This window comes from Bacillus sp. 17RED48 (assembly GCF_019837545.1).
GTDB classification, from domain to species: Bacteria; Bacillota; Bacilli; order Bacillales; family Bacillaceae_G; genus Bacillus_A; species Bacillus_A wiedmannii.
This window is the reverse complement of record NZ_JADAXG010000013.1, coordinates 1-25461: the sequence shown is the minus strand read 5'-3', so window position 1 is coordinate 25461 and position 25461 is coordinate 1. Positions and strand designations below refer to the sequence as shown.

Below are 25461 nucleotides of genomic sequence, written 5' to 3'. Positions count from 1 at the left end.
GGGAGCTACATGAAAGAAAAAGGATCAAATTCTATTATTGTCTATTGTTTCGGAAGCTATATGAACTATATGCGAAGACAGTACGAAATTATGGGGTATCGTCTTCCGCGTGCGGTCACATGGAGGGCACTTGGTTATTTTGCGGCGGTAGAAGCGGGGCTTGTAGCCTTCCGCTTCCTTCCTCCCTTTAAATGGATATTTGGGGATATGATCGATCAAGTTTGGCTCATGTATTATGGTGTGATTCCTCTTTTCCTCGTATGGGGCGCAGATAAATATAAAACAGATGGAAAATCACTTTTCTCTTTTGTTCGGTCCTGGATCACATTTCGTTTACGTAAGCATCAAAGTAGCCGATTAGTGACCTTGCCAAAATTTAAAAAACATGTGATTCGTGGTCATGTGTGTGTGCAATATGATGTCAAAGATATACCAATCGTACATGTATCAAGTGAAGAAGAAGAGAACGACATACACGCTTATAACCTAACATTTTTACCCCAAAAGGAGGAAATGAAAGATGTTGAAAACGATGAACAGATCACCATTAAAGCACGTTGAAAAGAATTTAGCGTTTAGTACAGATGGAAAAGTATCCGCAGTATATGAAGTAGACGGATTCGAATACGATCATCAAGACGAAAGCACGAAAAAAGTATATTATCGCAATCAACTCGCTCTTTTTACCCATCAAGAATATGATATCCACTTGCTTGTGATTCCTCGTACAACAAATTCAGATGAAATTCTGGATGAACATATTTCCACTTTAAAAGGGCCAATGGCACCAACAGGACGCTTTCTTTTCAAAAAGGTAAAAGAATATTTACGAAATGCGGCCATTGCGAAAGAGAATATGGAATATCGCTTTTTCGTTTTAGTACAACTGAACATGGAACAGAAAGAAAGACAAATTCGTAACCCCGTCGTAGAAACATGGAAGTTTATGAAGAAGATAAGAGAAGGCTTTGCAGAGACAGCCCAAAACATATCGGGTATGAATGTGACAGATATTTTAGAAGAGGAAATCGAAAATTATTTAGAAGTAGAAGACGTATTATTTAGCCAGGTTAGAGGGGCCTTTCATAATACAAGACGTGCGAAACCGTCAACAACGCGCTTTTTATTCCATCATAACTTCAAACGTGGCATGAAAGAACTGAATCGGGATCAAAACTGGAAAGTAGGTTCTACGGTTACCTTGAAAAATGAAGAAGGAAAGGCGGTAAAAGTACGTCGGCCAGATTTACAAGAAATGGTGCACTTAACGGATACGGTGATTGATGAAAGCCCAGGGCGTTCTCTTATACTCGAAAGACAAAATGAAGAAGGAGAAATCGAAACCTCTCATGTTGCTTTTCTTGCGGCGAAAGATATGCCCGAAATATCGGCTTTTCCAGGTGGAGAGTGGATTTATCGCATTCAATCTCATTCATTAAAGTTTCCTGTTGAAATGAGTATTCGAGCGTATCATTTAGAAAACCAGATGGTTACCCAAAAACTTTCGAACAGTGAACTGGAATTAAACGATCAACGTCAACAAGCGATGGTAGGTGGTCGCACAACAGATTTAACAATTGATCGTAAAGCAAGAGGCGTCAAAATTGTAAAAGATCGATTTGAAACAACGGGAGCACCTGGATATGAATTAAGTGTACTGTTTTGCGTGTATGCTGAAGATGAGAAAACATTAAAATCACGTGTCAATACGCTCATTACAGAATATCGCAAAATGAAAATTGAATTGGTCAATCCATATGGAGAACAATTAGCATACTTCTATGAGTTCTTACCAGGCTCGAAGCGTTATAATACGGACTTTAAGTTATTTGTAGAGCCAGGTGTGCTTGCACAGGGCATGTTTGGGGCAACGACACAAATTGGCGACAATCAAGGGTTTTACATTGGAAAGACAAAGAAATTAAATCGTCCTGTTTTTATTCGTCCCGAACTAGCGGCGAAAGCATTAGATAACATTGTGACAGCATTTGAAAGTTTATCGGTTATGTTCGCGGGGCAAACAGGGAAAGGGAAATCGTTCCTAATGAACTTACTCGCTTTCTGGATTGTGATGAGTGGCGGAAGGGCATTTATCATCGATCCTAAGGGTGATCGCACAAGATGGCCCGAATTATTGCCAGGGTTCAATGAGGATACCTTGCAAGTATGGACGCTTGGGAAAAATAAAGAAGATGCGGGCTGTTTAGACCCATTCCGAATCAGCGCAACGATAGAAGATGCGAAGAGTTTAGCACTTGAAATTTTGACGTTCCTATCGGATGTAGGTTTAGAGGATATCCGATATGACTATTTATATAAAGCTATTGAACGAGTGGCGGAAAAAGAAGATGCATGTTTAACTTTGGTTCGTAAAGAGCTAGTGGAAATGAAGAAAGAACCTAACTTATTGCCAACTGAATTAGAACGGTTAAATGCCCTTACAAATCGTTTAGCGACTTTAGAAGGCATTCAGCTAGGAGATTTATTGTTTGGTAAACAAGGTCAAGATTACCGCGTATTAAGTCTAGAACGTCCGTTACAAGTATTACAAATTCAACATTTACGCATTCCGAAATCAGAGGAAAAGAATGAAAGTGTTACAGACAAATTATCTCGTAGTATCTTAATTGCATTAGCGGCATTTGGTAAATCCTTAATGCATTCCGATCGTAGTATTTTCAAAGTATACCTACAAGATGAGGCATCAAGTATTTTGAAAAATAAAGAGGGTGCGGCGTCTTCTGACAAAATCATTCGAGAAGGACGTTATCACAATATCGGCTTGTATTTAGGAACACAAAACGCATCCGATTATCAATCTGAAAATAAAGAGGTTGCAAATGTGGGTATGAAATTCTGTTTTGCATTGAAATACGATAAGGAAGCGGAAGAAATGTTACGTTACTATAACCTACCGGTCACAGAAGAAAATATCTTGATGTTACGTCAATTACGACGCGGCGAAGCCTTATTCCAGGATATTTTCGGCCGAACAGCGGTTGTAGAAATCGATCCTGTTTTCCAAGAATTAAAGACTGCATTTGATTCCTCTACAAAAACTGACGAAGAACGAGCGCAACAATTGGCGTAATTCGTATTACAATACAGATAAGAGTATTCTAAATTATCTGTATATGGAGGATGGAACGATGAAAAAATTACGTATGTTATCGGGATTATGTGTAGCAGGAATGTTGATGGTAACAGGTGTTGCGGGTTGCTCAAATGAAACGAAAAGCAATGCGAATCAACAAGAGAGTCAGAAAGAACGTGACATGAAAGAAGCGGATAAAGCCGCGATGGAATATGTAAGAGCTTATATTGAAATGGATTCAAATAAGATTAATGATTTGTCATATAAGAAATATGATTTAGGTAAAGATGAAGTTATGCATCCTGGTGCTAGCAAAGGAATGAAAGAACGATACGACTTATATCGATATGATTTGAAAGAAAGTGAAAATGAGTATTACTATCGTGTAAAGTATTTTGATCCTGTAGAAAACGCCCAAATGGGAATAAAGTTAAAAATGATAAAAGACAAAAAGGACGGAAAATGGAAAAATTACGAATGGAACTGGGATGGCCATAATAGTTTAGATTCTATTGTGGGAAGTATAGAACCAGTTCATGTTCATAAATGGGGGCAAAAGGAATGAAAAAACTTTTCTCTATTTGTATGATTCTTGTAATCTTTTTACTACCGTTAGGGCCTCATGTGGCCCTAGCGGAAGATACAAAAACAGAAGAAAAACAGGAACAAAAAGGAGCACGAATCTCTGAAAATCTATTTAGTGGGTATACAGATGGTATTTACAAAGATAAGTATTATGAAATTGATACGTACCAACCAAAAGAAGATGAAAAAAATGTATTTCAAAAGGTTGGCGGGTACTTGTTTGGCGATGATAGTGTAGGAAAAGACTTGCAAAGAATGTTATATACAACCTGTCAATGGTTTGGAAATATGGCCTTTCAGTTAAATGTGATTCTCGGCCAATTAACAATCTTTTTAGTCGATCAAGCGTTGAACCTGGATATTGTAGATGCGGTAGCGGATAAATTAGGAGCGGCTATGCAAAATATTGCGGGTATTGAAAAAGGCGGCTTTTTATCTTCTGGGCTATTCCCAGCAATTATCGGCATTGCATGTGTGTTATCAGCTTGTTACGCAGGCTATATCTTCTTTATTAAGCGCCAACCATCAAAAGGTTTAAGTGAGTTAGTGAAAACGGTACTTGTTATTGCCTTTATTGTTACGTACATTGGAAACGCAAGTACGATTTTAAAGAGTGCGAATACGATTAGTTCTGAAATTAGTGTGACGGTATTAGCGAAAGCAACGGGAACGGTTGCGGGTGATCCAGGACGTTCCAAAGCGGACGCGATCTTTTCAGTGAAAAAGCAAATTTGGGATTTGTTAGTCGAACGACCATATTTATTTTTACAGTATGGGGAAGATTCAAAAGAAAAATTAGGTGCTCAACGAGTAGATGAGTTGTTAGCGAAACCTCTAGGAAAAGATCGTGACGACTTGGTACAAAAAGAAGTGAAAAAAGGAAATCAAATGATGGTTATTTCCTCTGTAGGAGAGCGCCTTGTATTTACAGTTATGTACTATGTTGTGAATACATTCGCAGGTGTTCCAGTAATCGCGTTTTGCTTACTAATTGTAGCATTCCAATTATGGTTCCTTGTCATGAGTATTATTTCACCGATTGTTATGGCGGTTGCCCTATTGCCAGGACATCGACGCGTAATTGAAAGCTGGGCTTCACAATGGATTCGCCCATTGGCATTAAAAATCTTTATGTCTGTTATGCTGGTCATCATCTTTACAATAGCAGAACTACTATACGTATTACCAGAAGCGGGCGTTGCAGGGTATGTATCTACAATGATTTTTCAAATTCTTGTTTTTGTTCTTTGCTACCTGTTTAGAGGAAATATTGTTGCGGCCTTTAGTCGAGCACGTGGCGTGTATGAGACAGTCACAAATATATCTCTTATGACTGAAAACTTTGTAGATAAAGGAAAAGAGTACGCTGGAAATACAATGTCTTATATTGGAGACAAAATGGGAGCACATTTTAACAGCGCGGCTGAATTAGCGGCGGCAGGCGGCCAGCTAGAAAATGCAGGGACAGACGACGAAAAGGCAAAAGCTAACCCGTTAGCGCAAGCAAATATACCGAATGATTTACCAAATAATCAAGCGGAACAAGAAAAAGAAGAGAACCAAAAGAAAGGAAACCTTATTTCCTTACAGGATCGTGATAAAGATGGGAATTTACCACAGCAAGGAGAGGAAGGAAAAGAACAAACTTTACCAGGTGAGGAAGAGGCGCCAGTGCAACAAGACCTTATCAGCTTAGATAAAGAAGCATTAGAACAAGAAATGGAAGGACAACAAGAAGGAACAGAGGTAGAAGAATCAGAAATGGAGGTTCAACCAGAGCTTGTATCTTTAGAAGATGAGGAAATCCCAGCAGGGGAAGAAACACAAGCTGGTATGGAGGCTTATGAAGAAATTCAAACAGAAGTACCAGAACAAGAAGTACCAGAACAAGAAGTACCATTAGAAGAAATTCCGACTAATATAGAAGTACATGAAGATGTACAACAAGAAGTACCAGAACAAGAGGTACCATTAGAAGAGGTTTCAACTGATATGGAAGCATATGAAGAAATCCAAACAGAGGTACCGGAACAAGAAATACCACTAGAAGAAGTTTCAAGTGATATGGAGGCATATGAAGAGATTCAAACAGAAGTACCAACACAAGAACTTCCATTAGAGGAAATGTCACCAGATCATGAAACATTTGAAGAAATCCCATCCGATATCCCACAACAAGACATTCCAACAGGAGAAATTCCGATGGATATTTCAAGAGAAGAAATACAACCAGAACAGGACATTTCAACACATATTCCACAACAAGAAATTTCAACGCCAATTGAAACAGAGGCAAATGAACCTTTAATACCAGATACAATTCGTGCAGATGTAAATGAAGAAGGTGTCATTGTCCCTCATACACCAGAAACAACAAGTGCAGATATTCCAGATGCTATTCCTGCAGAAGTGAATGAAGCGGGGCAAATTGTCGCCAAAAAATCTGATATAGATGTCGAGTCAACTGTACAAGTATCAAACTCCTCTGACTCATTTATTCCAACGGAATCCGTTCCCACTTCTGATTTGGCACAAGTAAATGAGAAAGAAGTAAGCAAAAATGAGCCGATTCAAGAAAAAGCGGTAACGATCGATACGCCAGATATACAATATGGAGCTGTAGCCGCGGGAAGTGAAAACTGGATGCCTTCTACTGATCCACAAAACTTAGATAACTTAGATGATTTGGAGCCACCAAAAAAAGATGAGTAGAGTCCTAGACTTTTAGGACTTTACTATTTTTTTACGAAAAAGGGAGCGATATAGCTATGAAACACTGGGGATTAACATGCATGAAAATGGTGAGTATCAGTATTTTTCTTTGCATCGGGTGTTTGGGATGGATGAACATAATCATTCTTTTCATACAGAGAGAATGGCCGACAGATTTATTAGGATGGATTGGTTTAGGGTTACTTATTTGGTATACGCTCATTCTTCTTACTCTTCAAATCATCCATCGGGAGACACATTGTCGTATTGATGATAGGCCCAAACTAGCCTTTTTCATTTGGTTTGTAGGAATCGGTCATTTTGGATTATTAGACTTTATACAAAACCAGCAATCTACTATTTTAACGTTTCTATTTCATACTTTTGCGATCATACCGATTCTTTTTGCCCTTGTTTATGGGCTAATCGTTAAAAAGCATTCAAATCAATTATGATTCGTTGCGTAAGGGGGATGGATGATATGAGACCAGAAATAAAAGAAGTTGTAGACAAAACGATACAAGAAGATATTGCACAAGAACAAAAAAAGAAGAAGAAAAAGAAATCCTGGTTACTGACACTTCTTTTTGGAAGTTCTACTTTCACAATAGGATTGTTCGTCTGTATTGGATTTATTTTATTTATCGTTTTGGCGCAAGGCATTGGCAAAAAAGAAGAGGAAGCGCCAGCAACCATCCCAAGTAATGGAATGACGGTTTGTCGTCCAGGTGGAAAAACAGTGGCACCAGAAGAATTGCAACCCCACCTGGGCGGCGTTTTTACAGGGAATGCACAAGCCTTTTTAAATGCAGGAACACAAAACCAAATTGATCCCGTTTTACTAGCGGCCATTGCAAGATTGGAAACGGGTAATGGTACTTCTAATGCAGTAAAGAACTATAACAACCCTGGGGGCCTCATGGACCCTAGCAGTTCACAAATGAAAGGGTTTATGAAGTTTGCCACTTTGGATGAAGGAATCAACGCTATGGCGCGAAACTTATATAAAAACTATATCGGTATGGGGATTACAACAATAGAAGCAATTGGAGCGAAATACGCACCACCAGGAGCCGCAAATGATCCACATGGTACAAATGGTTTATGGCCCGTATTAGTAAAAAAATTTGTGGCGCAAATGGGCGGCCTTACTTTCAATTGTGAAGCGGGAAAACCAGGCGGCGTTGTAGATACTGGATCAGCAAGCTCACAAGGATTTATTCGTCCTATCGCTCAAACGACGATTACAAGCCCATTTGGCCCACGTTGGGGCACAATTCATAAAGGTATCGATTATTCTTGCCAGGACGGTGTCACCGCAATTGCCGCGTCGAAAGGTGGCGTTGTAGAGTTGGCGGAATTTGGCGCAGGCGGGAGCGGCTTCGGCGGGTACGTGCGCCCATAAGGGCATATAAGAATACGGGAACTGGGCAACCCGTAAGGAACTAGAGGTTAATGTAACTCCTTATCATCAGCAAACTTATCCTAAGAGGAAACTCAAGGGGGAGTACAGCATGTTTGCAACGCGTTAAGTTGCTAAGTTACCCAAGCACAACTGAAACGCTAGATGAAAAGAATTGAATGAGGATGAATGCTGGATTGCGTGAACGATAACCAGAGGACGCCTAGCGAAGCGCTAGACGGAAGGTAACTATAAAACGTCTAGTAGTCACATGTTGTCTATCACCGTATCCAATAGACAACTTTAACCTTAGTGACTATCCACTTGTAATTAACATGAAATGGTGAAAGTCGCATCCGACATCAATTCAAGCCTATGTTCTTATATGTCTAAATGGGGATTGCCTAAGTCAGAATGCTTAAAAGAGCTATGACATGTAGATGTTTGAATATCTGATAAGGCAACGGAGAGTCCGTAGTAGTCTGAGCAAGGGAAAGCCTTGTACATGGCGAAGGGACCAAATCATTCAGTCTTATTATAAATCGGAAAGGAGCGGAATGCTTCATGCAAATTCCAGAGGTCGTAATAGACAATTTAATGAAGAAATCTCAAAGTAATCAACAATATACATTTCAAAGGCTATATAGGAATCTATATAATCAACAATTTTTCCTAAAAGCGTATGGAAAGCTAAGTAAAAATCCGGGAAACATGACAAAAGGATCAGATCAGAAAACAATAGACGGAATGAGTTTACAACGGATAGAACGATTAATTGAACAATTGAAAAATCAAAGCTATAAACCAAATCCATCTAAAAGAATCTACATTGAGAAGAAAAATAGTGATAAAAAAAGACCATTAGGTTTACCATCTGTCGATGACAAGTTAGTACAAGAGGTCGTAAGAAGGATATTAGAAGCGATTTATGAACCTGTTTTTAAAGAGACATCTCATGGTTTTAGACCAAACAAAAGTTGTCACACTGCGCTAATTCAACTAAAAAAGAATTTCACTGGTGCTAAATGGTTCATAGAAGGTGACATCAAAGGATTCTTTGATAACATTGACCATCACATTCTAATAAAATTACTTCGCAAACGAATCAAAGACGAAAAGTTTATTCAGCTTATATGGAAATTTCTTAAAGCGGGTTACCTAGAAAACTGGCAATATCATCGCACATATAGTGGAACACCACAAGGCGGGATTATTAGCCCTATTCTCTCTAATATTTACCTACACGAACTTGATGTATTTATGGAGAAATTTATATATACATTCAACCAAGGGAAAAGCAGACGACGAACAAAAGAATACAGGGAATTCGAAAACAGGTTAAGTCGTCTAAAGAAAACAGAGAGTGAATGGGAAAAAATGACCGATGAAGAGAGGGAATCCAACATACGTGAGAGGGCTGGAATATATAAAGAACGTGAAAACGTCCCAGCCTTAAATCCAATGGATAATACCTTTAAGCGGATGAAATACGTCCGTTATGCAGACGATTTTATTGTTGGTGTTATAGGTAGTAAGAATGATGCTGAAGAGATAAAAAAAGAAATCAAAGAATTTCTTGATATAAATCTCAAGATAGAGCTATCAGAATCAAAAACTTACATCACAAATGCTAATAAGGAAAAAGCACGCTTCCTCGGGTATGACATTACAACACAGAATTCTTACAAGCGCAAAACCAGTAGGGGACATTACCAACGTTTTCAAGGAAACATCCTACTGTACGTTCCGTACGAAAAATGGGTACAAAAGCTTGTTGAGAAAAAGATGATAAAGATGGATGGGAAAGAATGGATATCACAATGTAGAACAGAGCTTATTTCGATAGACGATTTGGAGATTATAAATGTGTACGACAGTGAATTAAGGGGTTTTTATGAATATTACAAAATAGCAAATAATGTGAGTGTACTAAACAAAATGGCTTACTTTGTGGAATATAGCATGTACAAAACATTTGCAAGTAAATATAGAAAATCCATGAAGAAAATCATCGCAAAGTACAGCAAAAACGGCGAATTCACTGTTGAATACCAAACGAAATCAGGTATGAAAGAAAAACGTTTGATTAAATCGTTCAAAAAAGTCACGAAATTATCCGATTCAAAAGAAATAGATACAATCCCTAATACGCTGAAATATTCAGGAAGAACCAGTTTGATTGAAAGGTTACAAGCAGAGAAATGTGAATATTGTGGCGCTACTGGTGTGAAACTCGAGATTCACCACGTCCGAAAACTAAAAGATATCAAACGCAAGAAACAACTCGAGAAATGGGAAGAAAGAATGATATCAAGAAACAGACGGACAATAGCACTTTGTGGACCAGGTCAAGGAAATGACTGTCACAAAAGATTACACAAGGGAACTCTTCATTAAAAGAATGATAGTGAGCCGTATACAGGGAGACTTGTAAGTACGGTTCTGGAGGAGGGGTGACGGTAAACCTAGCTAAGCAATTAGTCAAGGCGACCGCTCCCTATCCAAACGGAAACGTAGTTGTAATCAATCATGGAAATGGATATTGGAGTCTATACGGTCATATGTCATCCATTACCGTACAGAAAGGGCAAAACATTGGAGTCGGTCAACAGGTAGGTGTTTGCGGAAGAACAGGGCAAGTAACAGGGCCACATTTGCATTTTGAAATTAAAACAGCCTTTAAATTTGGGCAAGTCGACCCAGCACCATATTTGCCGAAATAAGCGGAAAGAAAGGGAGGATTAGGGATGAAACAAGGAATCGTTGGTTTAGTCATACTTGTACTGGTGGGTATTAGTATATGGTTATGGAATCAAAATCGCACTTTACAGCATAAAGTTGAACAAACGGAAAAGAAATGGACGGAACAAGTAAAAGAGCTAAAAACAGAGAATCGAGCATTGGAAAAGCGCGTAACAGTTTTAACAGAAAATACGCAAGATAAAGGGCAAGAAGTAGCGAAACAGTTTGTAGAGCTGTTAATACAGAATGATAACAAGCAAAAAGAAAAGCCAGGATTTGAGAAGATCAAAGAAATGATAACAGGAGAAGCACGAAACAAATTGTTAAACGCGCCAGATGATGCACATAACCATATAGAAGATGATGGCTCTATGCATATCCAAACGAAAGCAAAGATAACAGATATTTACTACATCAAAACCGCTGATAATAAAGCGGATGTAACGGTTAAATATGATTATCTTGTAACGGTTGATGGAACAGAACAACAAGAAAAACACACCATGAAATTAAATTTATTATTAGAAGGTGAGAAATGGTTTGTAGAAAATTATGAGTTCCAAATCAATACAGGAATTGAAGGACCATAGGGAAAGGAATGAGGGGAGTTGGTGAATCAAAATATATTGCATCATATCGGGTATGAAATATTGCAAGAAACGTTTGTATTGATTCGAAATGTATTTTCCTATTCAAACCAAGATGAATCCAGTGTGACATATGTGCGAGAAATTGCGGATGCCTTGCATAATATTCCGCATTCAATTCAGAAACAACATGATAAATTCCTAGAATTTGAGTTCAAACTGTTAGAAGAAACATTAATGCAAATGGACTTTGGAAAGGTTGCCGCGCAAAACATTCCCTATTTTAAAATGTATGCGGCACGTGTACAGCAATTGTTACAGAAGCGCTATAAAGAGGTGTAATCGAGTGGAAATGGGGCGATAAAAAATGATCGTATTGGGAATTGGGCTGTCAGTTTTGCTGATAGCCTTTTTATTTATCCAGGTATATCCGTTCCAGGAACAAAAGTTAGAACAGAGAAAATATGATGAATATGGAATCTGGATCATTATTTGTACAGGGGTATGTCTCTATGTTTCGCATCATTTTTTACAGGAAAACACATGGCAATGGGGATTAAAAATCATAGGTGCAACTTTTTTTACAGGGTTTTCAATTGGATGTGTTGGAAAACAAAGTATATATGATTTTCAACATAAAAAGTTTCCCTTTCAGAAAAAATGACGCTTCAAATTCGTCTGTAATTAATTTTAAATTAGTTATTAATACATTTGGTATTGAATGAGGTTTCGTCTTTTATTCGGTGTTTTAAGTGGTTTAAATAGATTTTTAGAGAAAAAGGGGTGTGAGGATGATTTTTTTTAAGGTTATTGCATATATTTTGCTAAGTATAGGAGTTTGTACACTTGTTTTAGCAGGGATAGCGGCGATTGTAAAGAAACAAATGATAATCGCAAATATAAATCTATTATTGGCCATGTATTATTTTTGTTCGGGAAGTCTTCTGTATTTGTGCACGTTATGGGAAACACAAGATATTTTTCTACAAGCCTTTTTGATTCTAATTGTAGGAATTACGATCATCCGATTAAGAAAAAGCTGGTATGTACCACAAATGCGTACTCTACAAAAACTACAAGAAGAAGCGACAAGTAAGAACAATCTGTGAGGAAATCCAGAAAAAAGGAGTGGAGAAAACTTGATACATCAATATGAATTGAACTTTTCAGTGATGTATAGTGGCAAGGTAACAGACTCACAATCTACAATTATTCCAGCAAGTTCTTTAGAGGAAGCAAATGAAAAATTACAATCAGAAGTAAAGCGGCGATTAGGAAAATGTAGTATAAAAGTGAATTCGGCAAGTTTATTTGTTTCAGAGGAAGTTCAATATACAGTCTTACAAAAGTGAAAATCAATGTCATGCATAGAAAGGAGGTAATAAATATGTTATGTCCAGTATGTATCCAAAGAGAAGAAAGGGAAGTTGAAATGATCCCAATGTATGACGAACATCCAAATTTGATTCTTTTTTGCAGGAAATGCGATCATCGACATGAAAATGAAGAAGTAAGCCCTCTTCCTTATTGAAAGTAATAAATCGAAAAGTCTTGTTTCTGCAGCAAGACTTTTTGTTATTTTATGGGGCTGTTTTTACATGGAAATTCCTATTGTAAAAGGGTATTAAGTTGCGGTTTTGAGAGGCGTAAAATCTTTTGTTTTTTTGAGGGAGAAATCGCTAAGAAATGCTGAAATGACAGTGTTTTTTTATAATCCAGATATATGTACTTAAGTCTATGTGAATATCATTATGTGACAGATGGAGAAATTTTCGGAGTTATGGAGCATCAAAAATCTATTTTGGATACAAAACATAAGAAAAGAGTGCTTCTGCTGATTGAAAAGGCTAGATTATATGATGAAGTGGATAATTTTCAAGTGATTGAAAGTGTCTTGGGAAGGGAGTAGATTTTCTGTTATGATAGAAAAAGCAATGAATCAGCGAGGTGAAAGTAATGATTTTTTTATTTCGATTTGATGTGACAGACAGGGGAATGGATTTTATTCTAAATGAAGAAATAGCAAAAGATATGTATCCTGATTTGGAAGAAATGCTCCGTGATTTAGTGAAATCTTTATGCTCAATACTTGAATACTATAAAGTCTATAACAAAGAGAAAACCATCTTTTCAGGTGTCATTCACGATAATGGGGAAGCGGAGGTTACACTCAGTAAAGGTTTAGGAAAATACATTGATCTATATACCAAGAATCAAATTATCTTTGATCATGGAAAACTTATTACTGAACTTTGTACCACAATCATGGATCGGAGATCAGCAGAAGCACAATTAAAAGGTTTGATTAAATTGTAAGGATTGATGAGTGGTGAGTAGTTCAATGAAAGTACGAGTTAGAAAAGCTTTATACATACGTAGAAAAATAGAGCACTCATGGCTAATTTGTTGTATACTAAAGAAGCTCAAGCAAGAACTATATTATGCAGTTTTAGGCATAAAAAACGTCTTTTATCAGCACATAAAAGACGTTTTTTATTTGATCATTATAAATATAGCATGTCGTATGAGTAGTAAGACATGCCACTTTCAGAAAATGTGCTGATTGAGAAACGTATATTATCCCTACATAGCTTGTTGCGCAAACAGAATCCGCAAGTATATTATATCACAAATCAATGATGAAAAAGGGATGTATTTCACCATTTCTTGTATATTTTTCTAATTAGATGTATACTAAACATGGTTTCTTTTGTAAAATTTTTAGGTGTTTTTCAAGTCAATTTATGGTCGTTATCTAATCTATTGTATGTATCTGCAGTCGGGCTCTTATGTTCATCATAAGAGCCTATTTGCATGTTCAGTCTGCTTTTAGGTACAATGAAAAAAAGAGATTTTATCAGGCAGGGAGAGGAAATCCATGTCCAATCAATCATTAGTTAATTTACGTATTGATTTTGCATTCAAACAATTATTTGGTACATCGGGAAGCGAAGAAATTCTCATTACATTTTTGAACGCAATGTTAAAGAATTCGTTAGAATCACCCATCCAATCGCTTCAATTTGAAGACCCACATTTGCATAGGGAACATGAAGAAGATAAATTATCAATTTTAGATGTCTCCGCAACATTAAACACGGGAACTAGGATTAATATTGAAATTCAAATGAATAATCATCACGACATTCTAAAACGTTCCCTTTATTATTGGAGTAGATTGTATGCATCTCAATTAAAAAAAGGGAAGCCATATAGTTCCCTTCATAAACCATTACCATTAATTTATTGAACTTCTCAATGTTTAAAGAATATGAAGATTTTCATACGACGGGGAAACTGTGGAATATACAACAGCAGCAACTCCTAAGTGACGATATCGAAATTCATATCGTTGAAATTCCAAAATTGTTACAGCAGTGGCGTGAGGAAAAAGTAAACCCATGGGAGGATTCGTTTGTTCGTTGGTTATTATTGTTACCAGCCAATGAAGATGAGCATTTAACACATACATTGGAGGCGATTGCGATGAATCAGGATCCAATTTTACAAAAGGCGATGGATAAATGGGAACATATGAGTCAAGATGCTTCTTTTCGTAAAGAGTATGAAGCAAGGGAAAAAGCTTTGATGGATGAAGCGGCCGGTATTGCACATGCATTAAATAAAGGGATTCAACAGGGAAAACGTCAAATGATTCTCGGTATGCATCGATTACAAATCCCAATAGAAACCATTGCACAAGCAAGTGAACTAACGATTGAAGAAGTACAGAAAATCATAGAGCAAGCATAAAAGAGGCGGACTTTGGACCGCTTTTTTTTTTACGAAAAAACACAACAAAGACAGTTATGCCAGACTGTCTTTGTTGTGTTTGTGATTTTGCAAGCATTGGTACGTATATATCATATCAAAATGGCTTCTACCATACAAAAGAAAAGCCTATATGTATAGAGTGTGTTGTGTAAATAATCCCCAAAGGGGTAGTTAAGACGATTCGTGCTCTAGTCCGTCAGCTACCTCCTGGTTCACAATGGTGACCTATACGCCCATCTGCATATTTCCAACCTACACCAGGTTCGTTAATATGATGCCCTGTATCTCCATGAGCAGATTTAGAACCGCCACGATTGCCATGTTGGCTCATATAACCTGTATCACCATCTGCACTTTTAGAAAGTGTGTGATTCATTGTGATTGCCTCCTTTTCTAAATTATATCTTCATACTAGCATAGTCTCCAAGAGTGAAACATGTGAATTTATACAGAAAATACAAAAAAATAAATTTAATGTTTGTAATTTGAATAATTACATAATATTGTGAATTTGTAAGTAATTGATTATGTCTTTTTTATAGGAATATAGATATTCACTTTATATACATAAGGGAGGAAAATGTATGGTATATATAATTTGTATTGTTTTTATTTTAATATCAGGCAGTATGGCGTACTTTTTTTATAAAAAAACAAATGCATTACACACAGAAAAACAAGTGATGTTGCAAGAACATCAAAAGGAAAAAAACGATATAGAACATGATCTCAAGCAAGAAAATCAAAACCTAGAAGTAGCGTATAAAAATATTCTAATACAAGAAAAAGAAAAATACGAAACTGAAGTGGCAGAAATACAAGAAAGCATAAATGAACTAAATAATTATATTGAGGATATCCAAAAATATTCTCGGAATTCAGGTGAGATCATTACTCATCAAATTTTAAGTGAATTAAAAAGAACATGGGTTTCGAACGGGGCACTATCCGAAACGGATATGTATATTATTCCTAATGTATTTATTCCTTTTACGTATAATGGAAAAGTGAGAACACGACAAATTGACCACCTAATTTTATTACCAGTAGGAATTTATGTTGTAGAAACAAAGTACTGGCGAGGTAAAATTATCCATGGGTTAACAAAAAAACGTGCAAAAGATTTTTCGTTTTTACTTGATATGATTCCAAATAGCAAAAAAGATGCCCAAACTCTAGTATTTATTCCTTCTCAGTCGACTGATGAAACAGGTAAATTAGTAAATACAATTCAAGTTCGTTCTTATGGAGAACCGACTGACCAAGCTTCTAAAACCGCTGTCACATTAAATGAGTATTTGAATACCCACTTATCTTGGAAAGTTCCCTATATAACACCTGTGGTATATTTTGGTTATCCAAACCAAGGTAACAATGGGTTAATTGAATTAGCCAATGAAAATAAAGTAAATAGGTTCAATACCGCCGATAAATTGAAAAATTTTTTCAGGCAAGAATTGGTCAAATCACCTAAATTGAATGCTGTACAGTTACAAGAAATTAGATCTATTGTCGAACAGGTGAATTACCTAGAATCCGCAAGCCATGCTGAAAAATTAATCTCTAAACAACAGACAAATGGCTAAAATCATAAATCGGGGCTGATTTATATGTGGTTTAAAAATAAAGAAAAAGGACGTCTCTTACAACGATGTGAACAGTTAGAAATAGAGTTATGGGAATTACATAAAAAAATGCAGCAAGAACAACAAAATGTAGAATATACAATAAATAACCTAGTATCGAATCATGTAGTTTTAAAAAAATTCGAATTAAATAAACAGCACTATTTTATAACATGTTGTAAAGAATCTTATCAACAATTATTAAAGATAAACGGATTTGTTTCATTTAGGAATTCTCTTCAATCTGTTGCAACCAAGAAAGAAATTAATCGATATGAAGACTATGCCAAAGTGATACTTGGTTCTAAAATATATCAAGCTATAGACTTACATCTTTTACATTCAATATATATGTGTGATACGAAAATAGGAAGAGTAAGTATTCGTTACGATGGTTTGGATAATCACATATGTATTGGTGAGATAGAAATATTTAATCCCCATAGATTCAAGGGAATAGGAACAACAATAATTCAATATCTAATACATCTTGCAAAAGAACTTCAAGTACAAACTATTACTGGAACCGCTCGCCCTCTTGATGATACGATCTCACATAATAGATTATTATCCTTTTATAAAAAGAATGGATTTAAAATAACAGATTATGAACTGAGCAATTTTAGAATGGATATAAACCATGCATCATTTGGCCATATTCAAAAATAATCTAAAAAGTTAACAGAATTCCTATTCAATTAATGAAAATAACAAATGGGATCCAAAAGTAGTAATCGCTCTCGCGCCCAATATAAGATGCGTTAATGCTTTTTTATTGTTAAACAGACATAGAATATAGCAGCTTGCTGCTATAAAACGATAACTATGGAGGAATTACTTATGAATAATTTTTTTAAAACAAATGAAACAGACATTGGATGTAATAAGTTGAAATGTAAGGATTGCAACGGTTTTTACATGTTACGTTCAAGTGATTATGGTGAATTTGGTGGATGCACTAATTTTCCAAAATGCAAATCTAAAATATCTAAATCTAAGTTTATGCTATCTTTCATAAAAGAAAATGGAATAAATATTTACAAATGGGAAAAGAAATGTTGGAAATGCGGAAAAAATACAGATGTCTATTCATACTACTTACACCATCAACAATTAAAAAGTTCAGCAAATACTAGCGCAGTAGTATTTGCTGGTATCGGAAATCTTAAATCAGTTGATAATTATTTAACTAATAAATACCCATCAATTCAGATAAAATATAGCAAAACAACTAATTCTAGATATACAGCTAATACTTGTATTCACTGTAATGCACTTCAAGGGAAAAATTATGTTGTTGATGATCCTCATGAGATTTTCAATGATATGTACATTGAACAATGTATGAAAAAATATTTTGTTGAAAATGTTTCAGATCAATTATTAAATATTAAACCCGAAGAAATTGACAGACTTGAGATATTGTATATAAATTAAGGGTTTCTTTACTCATAGCGTGACATATTTTTTAGAGGAAATTGTGTGGAGAAAAGATGGGTTTGAAGTAGATTGTAAAAATGACATTAAGATTACAATGGATGTATTAGATTAAAGTGAGTTTTAAAAAGATGAAAAATATGGGGGAAGAGTTACATGGGGTCACCATATCAAAAAAAGAAAATTGTACGTTTAGACACAAAATAACCGGTACCTTGTACGTTAAGGAACCGGTTATTAATGTTGCAAATTTTTCATTAAACCTATTTATAATGAACGTAATTTATTTACATTGGCATACCTGGTAAAAACTTCGCTATTAATACAATAATTGCCGCTAAGAAGAATGCTTTAATAATGAATAGAATAATAATTGGAATCGATGCTTTCACTTTGCTTAATCCAGCTGTAATATGTAATCCGAGCCAAATTAAGACTAAATTCCATACATAGAATATTTCAATTGTATTACCAATTCCATATGCAAATGTACCTTCCGTAAATAATAACCCTAAACTCGTATATTGAGTCACTCCACTACCAAAGATTAAACTTAAAATTGTATTAATAAGTCCACCGATAATAAGGACAATGTTTGTATAAACTACAATATTCAATAAGGTTTTATAAGGCGTATCATTCCCAAAGAACATCATAAATATTTTATAAATAGCTGCTATGAAAAGTGTTCCAACCATCGCACTAGCAAAGCTCGATCCAATTCCAGAAATAATTTCTGATGTAAGTGAACTTTGTCCAGCAAGTTCACCCAATTCTTTTTTCATTTTAAGCATCTCAGGTGAGGTATGTATAACATACGCACTTAAACCACCTAGCATCCCTTGTAACAGTGCTACTAAGAAGAATACACCCCAAACTTTCTTACTTGTTTTCATTCTTTCAAACTGTAATCCAGGAGATGTAATCATTCCAAATAATGATGGCTTTTTCACACCTACATCTTGTATATTCATATTCGTTTCCATTATAGTGCCTCCTTTTATTTATATACCCCTCTTAAAGGATGATTCAAACAATTCAATTGAACAATGTGTATGAGCAATAGAGATACTTTTCTCTATTACTCTAGTAAACTATTCATAGCGAAGTGCTTCAATTGGATCTAATTTCGCAGCTTTATTCGCTGGAATTAATCCGAAAATAATACCGAGTGTCATTGAGAATAATACGCCCCCAACAACAACTTCCCATGAAACTAGTGGTGGCCATTTTGCGAATGTCGAAACGATATATGCTCCGCCATATCCAAGACCAATACCAATTAAACCGCCAAGAAGCGTTAACATAACTGCTTCAATTAAGAATTGCAACAAGATTTTACCACGTGTTGCACCAAGTGCTTTACGTACCCCTATCTCACGCGTACGCTCTGTTACAGATACGAGCATGATGTTCATAACACCTATCCCACCAACGACTAGTGAAATACCAGCAATCCCACTAATAATCATTGTCATGATATTCGTCATTTTTGAAATTCCTTCTTGAATTTCTTTTAAATTCATCACTTCATATTTACCCGTAAACTCACTTGGCTTACGACTATTTAATACATCAGCTGCCTTTTTCCCAGCATTATCTAGGTCGTCGACATTTTTTGCTTGAACAGAAATATTTTGAATTTCATCAGTTCCATATAATGTTGGCCATAATGTAAGTGGAATTAGAACTTCAGAATCCCCAGTTCCCAAAAAACCACCCTCGGCTTTATATACACCTATAATTTGCATTGGCTGTCCTTTTATTTCAATGATCTTGCCAACTGGATTTTCTTTTGAAAATACCTTATCTTCCACACCTGAACTAATCATAATAACATTATTTCCTTGCTCAACATCTGTATCATTTAAAGAACGGCCTTTTAATAATTTAATTTTATTTGCAGTGAAATATTCACTATCCAGTCCCTTAATATTCACCATATCTTTTTTATCATTGACATCAAGTGTTTCCATACTTGAATTCGTCTTAATCACATGTGTAATCTCTGGAATTTTTTTGATTTCAAAAATATCTTCTTCCATCAATTTAGGTTGTCCCATCGATTCCATACCAAATGGATCATTCATGTCAGCAGTATAGTGAATGGAAACTACACCACTACCAGCTCCAACAAATTGTGATTTCAATGTAGCTTCCCCACCCTGTCCAATCGCAACAACGGTAATAATAGAGCCCACGCCAATAATAATCCCAAGCATTGTCAGGGCTGAGCGTAGTTTATGAGCTAGAATAGAAGATAAGGCAATCTTTATACTATCTAGTAAACTCATACTGCACACCTTCTATCTTCTGTAATTTTCCCGTCTCGCAATACGATGCGGCGGGAAGAATACGCTGCTACTTCCTCTTCATGCGTAACCATAACAATTGTCGTACCTTCTGCATTTAACTTCGTGAAAATATCCATAACTTGCTCACCAGACTTCGTATCAAGTGCACCAGTCGGCTCATCGGCCATAATGAACGTTGGATTATTCGCAATTGCTCTAGCAATTGCCACACGCTGCTTCTGTCCACCTGATAACTCATTCGGTAAATGATGCACGCGGTCCGCTAACCCGACTTTACCTAACGCCTCTAAAGCACGCTTGCGGCGCTCTGCTTTCTTAATTCCACCATATACGAGCGGAAGCTCAACATTTTCCACCGCAGAAAGACGCGGAAGCAAGTTGAAGTGCTGGAACACAAAGCCGATATACTCATTGCGAATTAAAGCAAGCTTTGACTCGTCTGCTGTTAAGATATTCACGTCATTCAGCATATATTCGCCTTCTGTTGGACGATCTAAACAACCGATAATATTCATAAGCGTCGACTTACCAGAACCAGACGGTCCCATAATCGAAACGAACTCACCGCTCTGAATCGTTAAACTAATACCATGCAAAATCGGCACCGCCAATTTTCCTTGATAATACGTTTTAGCAATATTATTTAACGTAATCATTTCTCTTTCACTTCCATTCCGTCATACACATCGTCGGAAGGATTTTTAACCACCTTTTGCCCCACTGTTACGCCTTCTACAACCTCTGTCCAGTCTCCATCAGTAGAACCTTTTTTCACATTTTGTTTACGAAGCTTCCCTTTTTCCTCAACATAAACAAATGCATCATCGCCTTTTTCTACAATGCTTTTACTTGGAACAGCAATCATCGTCTTATTCTCTAAGTTTACTTGCAGAGAAACGTGGTAACCTGGAGATAAACCGTTTTGGCTATCAAGACTTGCTTTATATGTATATTGAGACATATTTTGAGTTGCCTCACCCATGCCGCCAGCTTGCGCCATCTCTGCGCTCGTTGGGAACTCACTTACCTCTGTAATCTTACCTGTCCACTTCTTCTTATTATTCGCTTTCGCAGTGACAGTGAATGTTTGATCGTTTTGAATTTGTGACTTCTGAAGCTCAGTTAACGTTCCTTGAATTTGGAACGGATCTTTAGAAGCAATTTGTAAGAATGCTTTCCCTTGACCACCTACCGCTTGAGATGAACTTTGCGCCGCATCTTTATCTAACTTTTGAACAACACCAGCAAAATTACTATAAATCGTAAGTTCTTTTTGCTTTTTACTTAACTCTTCTTTTTGTAACTTCCCTTTTTCTTTCTCAAGGTCAATTGTCTTTTGTCCTATCTCTAACTCACTTACTTGCTCGTCCATTGGATCTGTTACTTCTTTCCCAGCTCCGCTATCTTTCGCCTTCTTAATTTCTTTCTTCAACGAATCAATCTTCTTTTTTCCTTGATCGTAACGCATATCCGCCATCTTCTGATCAAGCTCAGCTTGCTTCATTTGAAGATTAATCTCTTCATTGTCATAAGAGAATAACTTCGTACCTTTTTCTACCTCTTGCCCTTCTTTTACCTCAATATCTTTCACTTTCCCTTTGGCCGGATCTGCATAGAAACTTTCAATATTACCAGGCTTCACCTGACCAGAAATTAACTTCGTATTATTCAGCTTACGCTCTGTCACTTTCTCAAAAGTTACAGCATCAGCACTTGTTGATGCACCCTTCTTCTTACCTTGCATAACAAAAATATTAACTGCTGCCACAATAACAATTAGTGCAATAACTCCGATGAGAATCCATTTTTTCTTTCTATTTTGTGTCACTACTTTATTAGGTAACATTTTTACACTCCTTTTATTAAACTCATTAAAAAAATAAGAAAAAATCAATTTTACAATTGATTTTTTCTTATTTTTTTTCGCTTACTTTCTCCATCCTACTCTTTAAACTAGGGTGAGTTTCAAACATATTATATGATTTCTCAGAAACTAAATAATTGTCTTTTAGACACTTCAAAGTACTTAAAGATATTTCATTCCCTACTATATTCGTAGCATATTGATCAGCTATATATTCTCTTCTTTGAGAAAACATGAAATGGATAATAATTAATCCAACATATATAACAATGATAATACTTAAAGCTATCCATAATACATTTATTTTAAACAACAGTGGAGATACAATCAAAAGTAATAGTGGTACCCCTGCTAAAGCAAATGCTAAAGACATCACGTTCTTTATTAAATGATTATTTAAAACATGACAGTATTCATGCGCAATGACAAATTTTAATTGTTCTTTGCTTAGCTTATTTATTAAAGAATGATGGACAATGATGGTTGGTTTAGATTTTATATATAATACAACCGCCCCTTTAACCAAGCTACTTTTAGTAAGAAAAATGTCTATTGTAGATTCTTTATCAATTTCTAAAAGAATGTTTTTCAGATATTCCACATCTTTTTGTGGATTCATTTTTTTAAATTTAAGCAAAGAAATAATAGGAACAATAACACCAAATGAAAATAATAGTAATGAACCATTCAGTAAATATTGTACTGTACCAGAATCAAAATTATATGGTATTACATTGAATTTTAGAAGTAATGTAAAGATTAATAAACATGTGGATATAATTCTCAATAAACCCACAATTACACCTCACTTATATAAATAATGGACTTATAAGAGTCTCTATAACCGCTGCTATAAAAATTAAAAATGCACCAAAAAATAATAAACATATATTGAACTTTTTACGTATGCAAAATTTTTCTTTACCTAAAAATGCTATATAAGCAGCAATAAAAAAACCTAGTATTTCAGGTATACCATGAATAAGTAGAGGGAGTAGAACATGTTCAAAATCTTGGTGTAGTCCACCTAGATAGAAGCCAAATACCCCTCCATTAATGATTAAATTAATAATCGTAGGAATTTTAAGTAAAAAAATACCCGTTAACAAAAGAAGATAAATTTTAAAATTATTAAAGAATATTTTTCCAAATGTTTCAAAGGAAATATAATTATGATGAATTTGATTTATATCTTTTACAAATTCTATACCTGAAAAATACATAACTAAGAATCCTAAAACAAATGCAGAAAAATAAATTAGTAAAACATTTGAAACAGCTTTTAAATATAAATGATTCAGTTTCCTCACCCCAATAGAGCAACAAGTAATAAATTAATGAAATACCATGTAATAAATAAAATCCAGAATGTTTTTTTGCTTTTGTTATATGTACTCACATACAAATAACACGCGATTGCAATAGCAATAATTTTAAAAGGATTTAATTCTTGTGTTAAATGCACTAAGATTTTATTTTCAGGTTCAAAAATACCATAAGCAGTAATGTAACCAAAGTCAGTAAATCCAAAAGTTAAGCTCAATATAAAATTAATTAAGGTTCCAAATAGGATTGGCAAATATGCAATAGTAGCTATAGAAAAAATCTCTTTACGTAGATGCTCACTCATAATTACTTGTAGCTTGGCTGTAAGTATGAAAAAGATATAGAAAACAAAAATAATTGCCAATGGAGCCGTTAACCCACTAATAAATGCTACCCCATAAAATAATTTTTGAACCTTTTCAGGATCTACGTTTCCTAATTTATTCATTATATTATTATTTAATAAAGCGCTGGCTAAAGCAATTATGCCACTAAAAATACAAACCTGAAATAAAATAAAGATATTTTTCATCTTATGTTCTTTAATAGTATTTATTATATTATGAGGGGTATGAATTCCTCGGAAAATTAAAATATAGTAGTAAAAAATATTGTAATAGCGTGCCATAAAATCTCCTCTAACTGTATAATTTTAAAAAGAGCTTCTATAATTTTTTATAGAAGCTCTTTTTTCATTACTATCTCTTATAGACCAGCAGTACCAGCAGCAACAACTGCACCAGCTAACCAAGCAGGAACTGTTACACCTAAAAGTCCAATTAGATAATGCTGTGCACCATAAACAGATGTAATAGTAGCTAACGATTCAGCTGCCCATGATGGAATGTTATATCCGTTTTTTTGTAGGACGTACATAACATCCCCAACTTCAAACATTGATCCTAGAAGAGCGACTGCTCCTACAGATAGTGCAACTGGTAATAACTTTTTCATAAAAAAACCTCCAATTAAATTATATTAATATAGTAATAATTAATTCCAATTCATTGTAACACGTATTTCTCAACCAAAAATATGTAATAATGCATATTTTGATTATTGATGGTAAATTTAACAAAAAGAAGAGAAATCCATAGGGTTTCTCTTCTTTAAGGTTATATATTCGATTCCTTAATTGCCACACAATCTTTACAATATAGTTGGCCTTCAAATTCTATCAATTTTTGTGGATTAACTAACCCTTTTGCTGGAAAAGGTATTAATATCCACGCCTTTTCATAAACATTTATTTCTTTTCCGCAAGACTTACAATTTTGTTTTTTACTTTTAAACATACTTTCTCCTTTTAACATATTTTTTGTTCAGGAACCTAAATGTAGGATACATAGAAACCTGTATTAAATGAAATGATGTATACCTACCATAAAAAGGTCATATACGAAATTTTAGCACGCTAAGTTATTAATGTTCAAATCTCTTTTGGTAGAAAATTAATTTTATACATTAATTAAGGATAAAGAAATATTCCTTAGAATGCAGTAATACGTAAATCTTATTTGTTATAGGTTTAAAGTTTTTTTAAGGGAAAAGGCACTTTCAAGTGCCCTCCTTCGAATAGAAACCCACTGTAATTTTAATAAAGTGTATCTGGATTCTTACCCAACTACCATATTACCAAAATTTTAACGGAAATATATGCTAAACAAATTTTGACACAAAAGAATCTGAATTTTATGCTCTCAGAAAAATTGGCTTCTATTCTATAAATTATTTTGTACGGTATTTAAATCATATTCTTTCATTATTTTATAGAAAGTATTTTTCTTCAGTTCAAGTAACTCCATAAATTGGACACCTGTTATTTCTCTATTTTTCCACTTTAGATAAGTTTCTTCTATTATACGTAGTTGCTTTGGATTTAATGTTGCAAGGGTAAGTTGAGGACGTCCTAAATGCTTCCCTTGAGATTTAGCGACAGCAATCCCTTCCGCTTGTCGCTGATGAATTTTTTTACGCTCTTGATCCGCAACATAGGAA

At 35.2% G+C, this 25461-nt stretch carries 26 protein-coding genes and 4 pseudogenes; 19 read left to right on the top strand and 11 right to left on the bottom strand.

Annotated features, from left to right (window positions below; translation table 11 throughout):
* Nucleotides 1–9: 9 nt before the first annotated feature.
* From ILT06_RS29320 to ILT06_RS29250, 16 genes and pseudogenes are all read left to right on the top strand, one after another.
* A complete protein-coding gene (locus ILT06_RS29320) occupies nt 10–561 on the top strand; it encodes a TcpE family conjugal transfer membrane protein (RefSeq protein WP_222655789.1) in 552 nt (183 codons plus the stop codon).
* Nucleotides 521–3091 carry an ATP-binding protein gene (locus ILT06_RS29315; protein WP_222655788.1) on the top strand — a complete coding sequence of 857 codons (2571 nt, stop codon included), beginning with the start codon at nt 521–523 and terminating at the stop codon, nt 3089–3091. The genes ILT06_RS29320 and ILT06_RS29315 overlap by 41 nt, the downstream gene beginning before the upstream one ends.
* 58 nt (nt 3092–3149) lie before the next feature.
* Nucleotides 3150–3659, top strand: a complete 510-nt coding sequence (locus tag ILT06_RS29310; RefSeq protein WP_222655787.1) for a hypothetical protein — start codon at nt 3150–3152, stop codon at nt 3657–3659.
* Nucleotides 3656–6391: a CD3337/EF1877 family mobilome membrane protein gene (locus ILT06_RS29305; protein WP_222655786.1), complete on the top strand. Its 2736-nt coding sequence runs from the start codon at nt 3656–3658 to the stop codon at nt 6389–6391. The genes ILT06_RS29310 and ILT06_RS29305 overlap by 4 nt, the downstream gene beginning before the upstream one ends.
* A gap of 56 nt (nt 6392–6447) precedes the next feature.
* Complete coding sequence (locus tag ILT06_RS29300; protein WP_002156599.1) at nt 6448–6846, top strand: hypothetical protein; 399 nt, start codon at nt 6448–6450, stop codon at nt 6844–6846.
* Between the two features lie 26 nt (nt 6847–6872).
* Nucleotides 6873–7784: pseudogene (locus ILT06_RS29295) on the top strand (glucosaminidase domain-containing protein); the annotation flags it as partial.
* A 573-nt stretch (nt 7785–8357) separates the two neighbouring features.
* Nucleotides 8358–10190, top strand: coding sequence for a reverse transcriptase/maturase family protein (locus ILT06_RS29290; RefSeq protein WP_222655785.1), 1833 nt, complete (start codon nt 8358–8360; stop codon nt 10188–10190).
* A gap of 44 nt (nt 10191–10234) precedes the next feature.
* Nucleotides 10235–10516: pseudogene (locus ILT06_RS29285) on the top strand (M23 family metallopeptidase); the annotation flags it as partial.
* Between the two features lie 24 nt (nt 10517–10540).
* The gene (locus ILT06_RS29280) at nt 10541–11125 is read left to right on the top strand and encodes a hypothetical protein (RefSeq protein WP_222655784.1); all 585 of its coding nucleotides are present in this window, start codon (nt 10541–10543) and stop codon (nt 11123–11125) included.
* A gap of 21 nt (nt 11126–11146) precedes the next feature.
* Complete coding sequence (locus ILT06_RS29275; protein WP_001073091.1) at nt 11147–11464, top strand: hypothetical protein; 318 nt, start codon at nt 11147–11149, stop codon at nt 11462–11464.
* A gap of 25 nt (nt 11465–11489) precedes the next feature.
* Nucleotides 11490–11786: a hypothetical protein gene (locus ILT06_RS32960; RefSeq protein WP_000636253.1), complete on the top strand. Its 297-nt coding sequence runs from the start codon at nt 11490–11492 to the stop codon at nt 11784–11786.
* Nucleotides 11787–11913: 127 nt separating this feature from the next.
* Nucleotides 11914–12231 (top strand): hypothetical protein, encoded by a 318-nt coding sequence (locus tag ILT06_RS29270; RefSeq protein WP_222655783.1) that lies wholly within the window; start codon nt 11914–11916, stop codon nt 12229–12231.
* A 30-nt stretch (nt 12232–12261) separates the two neighbouring features.
* Nucleotides 12262–12474 (top strand): hypothetical protein, encoded by a 213-nt coding sequence (locus tag ILT06_RS29265; protein ID WP_016099513.1) that lies wholly within the window; start codon nt 12262–12264, stop codon nt 12472–12474.
* A 401-nt stretch (nt 12475–12875) separates the two neighbouring features.
* Nucleotides 12876–13031, top strand: a complete 156-nt coding sequence (locus ILT06_RS29260; protein ID WP_222655833.1) for a hypothetical protein — start codon at nt 12876–12878, stop codon at nt 13029–13031.
* Between the two features lie 47 nt (nt 13032–13078).
* Entirely contained in the window at nt 13079–13438 is a 360-nt protein-coding gene (locus ILT06_RS29255) for a hypothetical protein (protein WP_222655782.1), read from the top strand.
* 562 nt (nt 13439–14000) lie between these two features.
* Nucleotides 14001–14875: pseudogene (locus ILT06_RS29250) on the top strand (Rpn family recombination-promoting nuclease/putative transposase).
* A gap of 217 nt (nt 14876–15092) precedes the next feature.
* Here the strand turns inward: ILT06_RS29250 and ILT06_RS29245 are convergent.
* On the bottom strand, nt 15093–15272 hold the full coding sequence (locus tag ILT06_RS29245; protein WP_016099516.1) for a hypothetical protein: 180 nt from the start codon (nt 15270–15272) through the stop codon (nt 15093–15095).
* Nucleotides 15273–15480: 208 nt separating this feature from the next.
* Between ILT06_RS29245 and ILT06_RS29240 the strand changes: the two genes are divergently transcribed.
* The 3 genes from ILT06_RS29240 (at nt 15481) to ILT06_RS29230 (ending at nt 17958) form a co-directional block, all read left to right on the top strand.
* Entirely contained in the window at nt 15481–16482 is a 1002-nt protein-coding gene (locus ILT06_RS29240; protein WP_222655781.1) for a nuclease-related domain-containing protein, read from the top strand.
* A gap of 24 nt (nt 16483–16506) precedes the next feature.
* A complete protein-coding gene (locus ILT06_RS29235; RefSeq protein ID WP_016099518.1) occupies nt 16507–17190 on the top strand; it encodes a GNAT family N-acetyltransferase in 684 nt (227 codons plus the stop codon).
* 171 nt (nt 17191–17361) lie between these two features.
* Complete coding sequence (locus ILT06_RS29230; RefSeq protein ID WP_016099519.1) at nt 17362–17958, top strand: topoisomerase DNA-binding C4 zinc finger domain-containing protein; 597 nt, start codon at nt 17362–17364, stop codon at nt 17956–17958.
* A 287-nt stretch (nt 17959–18245) separates the two neighbouring features.
* On the opposite strand, the gene yknW is transcribed toward ILT06_RS29230, so the two are convergent.
* From yknW to ILT06_RS29180, 10 genes and pseudogenes are all read right to left on the bottom strand, one after another.
* On the bottom strand, nt 18246–18944 hold the full coding sequence (yknW, locus tag ILT06_RS29225; RefSeq protein WP_222655780.1) for a YknW family membrane protein: 699 nt from the start codon (nt 18942–18944) through the stop codon (nt 18246–18248).
* A 108-nt stretch (nt 18945–19052) separates the two neighbouring features.
* Complete coding sequence (locus ILT06_RS29220) at nt 19053–20252, bottom strand: ABC transporter permease (protein WP_222655779.1); 1200 nt, start codon at nt 20250–20252, stop codon at nt 19053–19055.
* On the bottom strand, nt 20249–20929 hold the full coding sequence (locus ILT06_RS29215) for an ABC transporter ATP-binding protein (protein WP_000631621.1): 681 nt from the start codon (nt 20927–20929) through the stop codon (nt 20249–20251). The genes ILT06_RS29220 and ILT06_RS29215 overlap by 4 nt, the downstream gene beginning before the upstream one ends.
* Nucleotides 20926–22119: an efflux RND transporter periplasmic adaptor subunit gene (locus tag ILT06_RS29210; protein WP_016099459.1), complete on the bottom strand. Its 1194-nt coding sequence runs from the start codon at nt 22117–22119 to the stop codon at nt 20926–20928. Before ILT06_RS29210 ends, ILT06_RS29215 begins: the two co-directional genes overlap by 4 nt.
* 67 nt (nt 22120–22186) lie before the next feature.
* Nucleotides 22187–22933 (bottom strand): M48 family metalloprotease, encoded by a 747-nt coding sequence (locus ILT06_RS29205; protein WP_016099460.1) that lies wholly within the window; start codon nt 22931–22933, stop codon nt 22187–22189.
* 13 nt (nt 22934–22946) lie between these two features.
* Nucleotides 22947–23447 (bottom strand): stage II sporulation protein M, encoded by a 501-nt coding sequence (locus tag ILT06_RS29200; protein WP_151619222.1) that lies wholly within the window; start codon nt 23445–23447, stop codon nt 22947–22949.
* Nucleotides 23444–24091, bottom strand: a complete 648-nt coding sequence (locus tag ILT06_RS29195; protein WP_016099462.1) for a hypothetical protein — start codon at nt 24089–24091, stop codon at nt 23444–23446. Before ILT06_RS29195 ends, ILT06_RS29200 begins: the two co-directional genes overlap by 4 nt.
* 77 nt (nt 24092–24168) lie before the next feature.
* On the bottom strand, nt 24169–24417 hold the full coding sequence (locus tag ILT06_RS29190; RefSeq protein ID WP_000735360.1) for a hypothetical protein: 249 nt from the start codon (nt 24415–24417) through the stop codon (nt 24169–24171).
* 161 nt (nt 24418–24578) lie between these two features.
* The gene (locus ILT06_RS29185) at nt 24579–24758 is read right to left on the bottom strand and encodes a hypothetical protein (protein WP_016099463.1); all 180 of its coding nucleotides are present in this window, start codon (nt 24756–24758) and stop codon (nt 24579–24581) included.
* Between the two features lie 426 nt (nt 24759–25184).
* Nucleotides 25185–25461 (bottom strand): annotated as a pseudogene (locus ILT06_RS29180) (recombinase family protein); the annotation flags it as partial.

Bases quoted from the DNA above. Each gene is read 5' to 3' on its own strand.
- ILT06_RS29320 (WP_222655789.1), top strand. From the start codon at position 10: ATGAAAGAAAAAGGATCAAATTCTATTATTGTCTATTGTTTCGGAAGC.
- ILT06_RS29315 (WP_222655788.1), top strand. From the start codon at position 521: ATGTTGAAAACGATGAACAGATCACCATTAAAGCACGTTGAAAAGAAT.
- ILT06_RS29310 (WP_222655787.1), top strand. From the start codon at position 3,150: ATGAAAAAATTACGTATGTTATCGGGATTATGTGTAGCAGGAATGTTG.
- ILT06_RS29305 (WP_222655786.1), top strand. From the start codon at position 3,656: ATGAAAAAACTTTTCTCTATTTGTATGATTCTTGTAATCTTTTTACTA.
- ILT06_RS29300 (WP_002156599.1), top strand. From the start codon at position 6,448: ATGAAACACTGGGGATTAACATGCATGAAAATGGTGAGTATCAGTATT.
- ILT06_RS29290 (WP_222655785.1), top strand. From the start codon at position 8,358: ATGCAAATTCCAGAGGTCGTAATAGACAATTTAATGAAGAAATCTCAA.
- ILT06_RS29280 (WP_222655784.1), top strand. From the start codon at position 10,541: ATGAAACAAGGAATCGTTGGTTTAGTCATACTTGTACTGGTGGGTATT.
- ILT06_RS32960 (WP_000636253.1), top strand. From the start codon at position 11,490: ATGATCGTATTGGGAATTGGGCTGTCAGTTTTGCTGATAGCCTTTTTA.
- ILT06_RS29270 (WP_222655783.1), top strand. From the start codon at position 11,914: ATGATTTTTTTTAAGGTTATTGCATATATTTTGCTAAGTATAGGAGTT.
- ILT06_RS29255 (WP_222655782.1), top strand. From the start codon at position 13,079: ATGATTTTTTTATTTCGATTTGATGTGACAGACAGGGGAATGGATTTT.
- ILT06_RS29245 (WP_016099516.1), bottom strand. From the start codon at position 15,272: ATGAATCACACACTTTCTAAAAGTGCAGATGGTGATACAGGTTATATG.
- ILT06_RS29240 (WP_222655781.1), top strand. From the start codon at position 15,481: ATGGTATATATAATTTGTATTGTTTTTATTTTAATATCAGGCAGTATG.
- ILT06_RS29235 (WP_016099518.1), top strand. From the start codon at position 16,507: ATGTGGTTTAAAAATAAAGAAAAAGGACGTCTCTTACAACGATGTGAA.
- ILT06_RS29230 (WP_016099519.1), top strand. From the start codon at position 17,362: ATGAATAATTTTTTTAAAACAAATGAAACAGACATTGGATGTAATAAG.
- yknW (WP_222655780.1), bottom strand. From the start codon at position 18,944: ATGGAAACGAATATGAATATACAAGATGTAGGTGTGAAAAAGCCATCA.
- ILT06_RS29220 (WP_222655779.1), bottom strand. From the start codon at position 20,252: ATGAGTTTACTAGATAGTATAAAGATTGCCTTATCTTCTATTCTAGCT.
- ILT06_RS29215 (WP_000631621.1), bottom strand. From the start codon at position 20,929: ATGATTACGTTAAATAATATTGCTAAAACGTATTATCAAGGAAAATTG.
- ILT06_RS29210 (WP_016099459.1), bottom strand. From the start codon at position 22,119: ATGTTACCTAATAAAGTAGTGACACAAAATAGAAAGAAAAAATGGATT.
- ILT06_RS29195 (WP_016099462.1), bottom strand. From the start codon at position 24,091: ATGGCACGCTATTACAATATTTTTTACTACTATATTTTAATTTTCCGA.
- ILT06_RS29190 (WP_000735360.1), bottom strand. From the start codon at position 24,417: ATGAAAAAGTTATTACCAGTTGCACTATCTGTAGGAGCAGTCGCTCTT.
- ILT06_RS29185 (WP_016099463.1), bottom strand. From the start codon at position 24,758: ATGTTTAAAAGTAAAAAACAAAATTGTAAGTCTTGCGGAAAAGAAATA.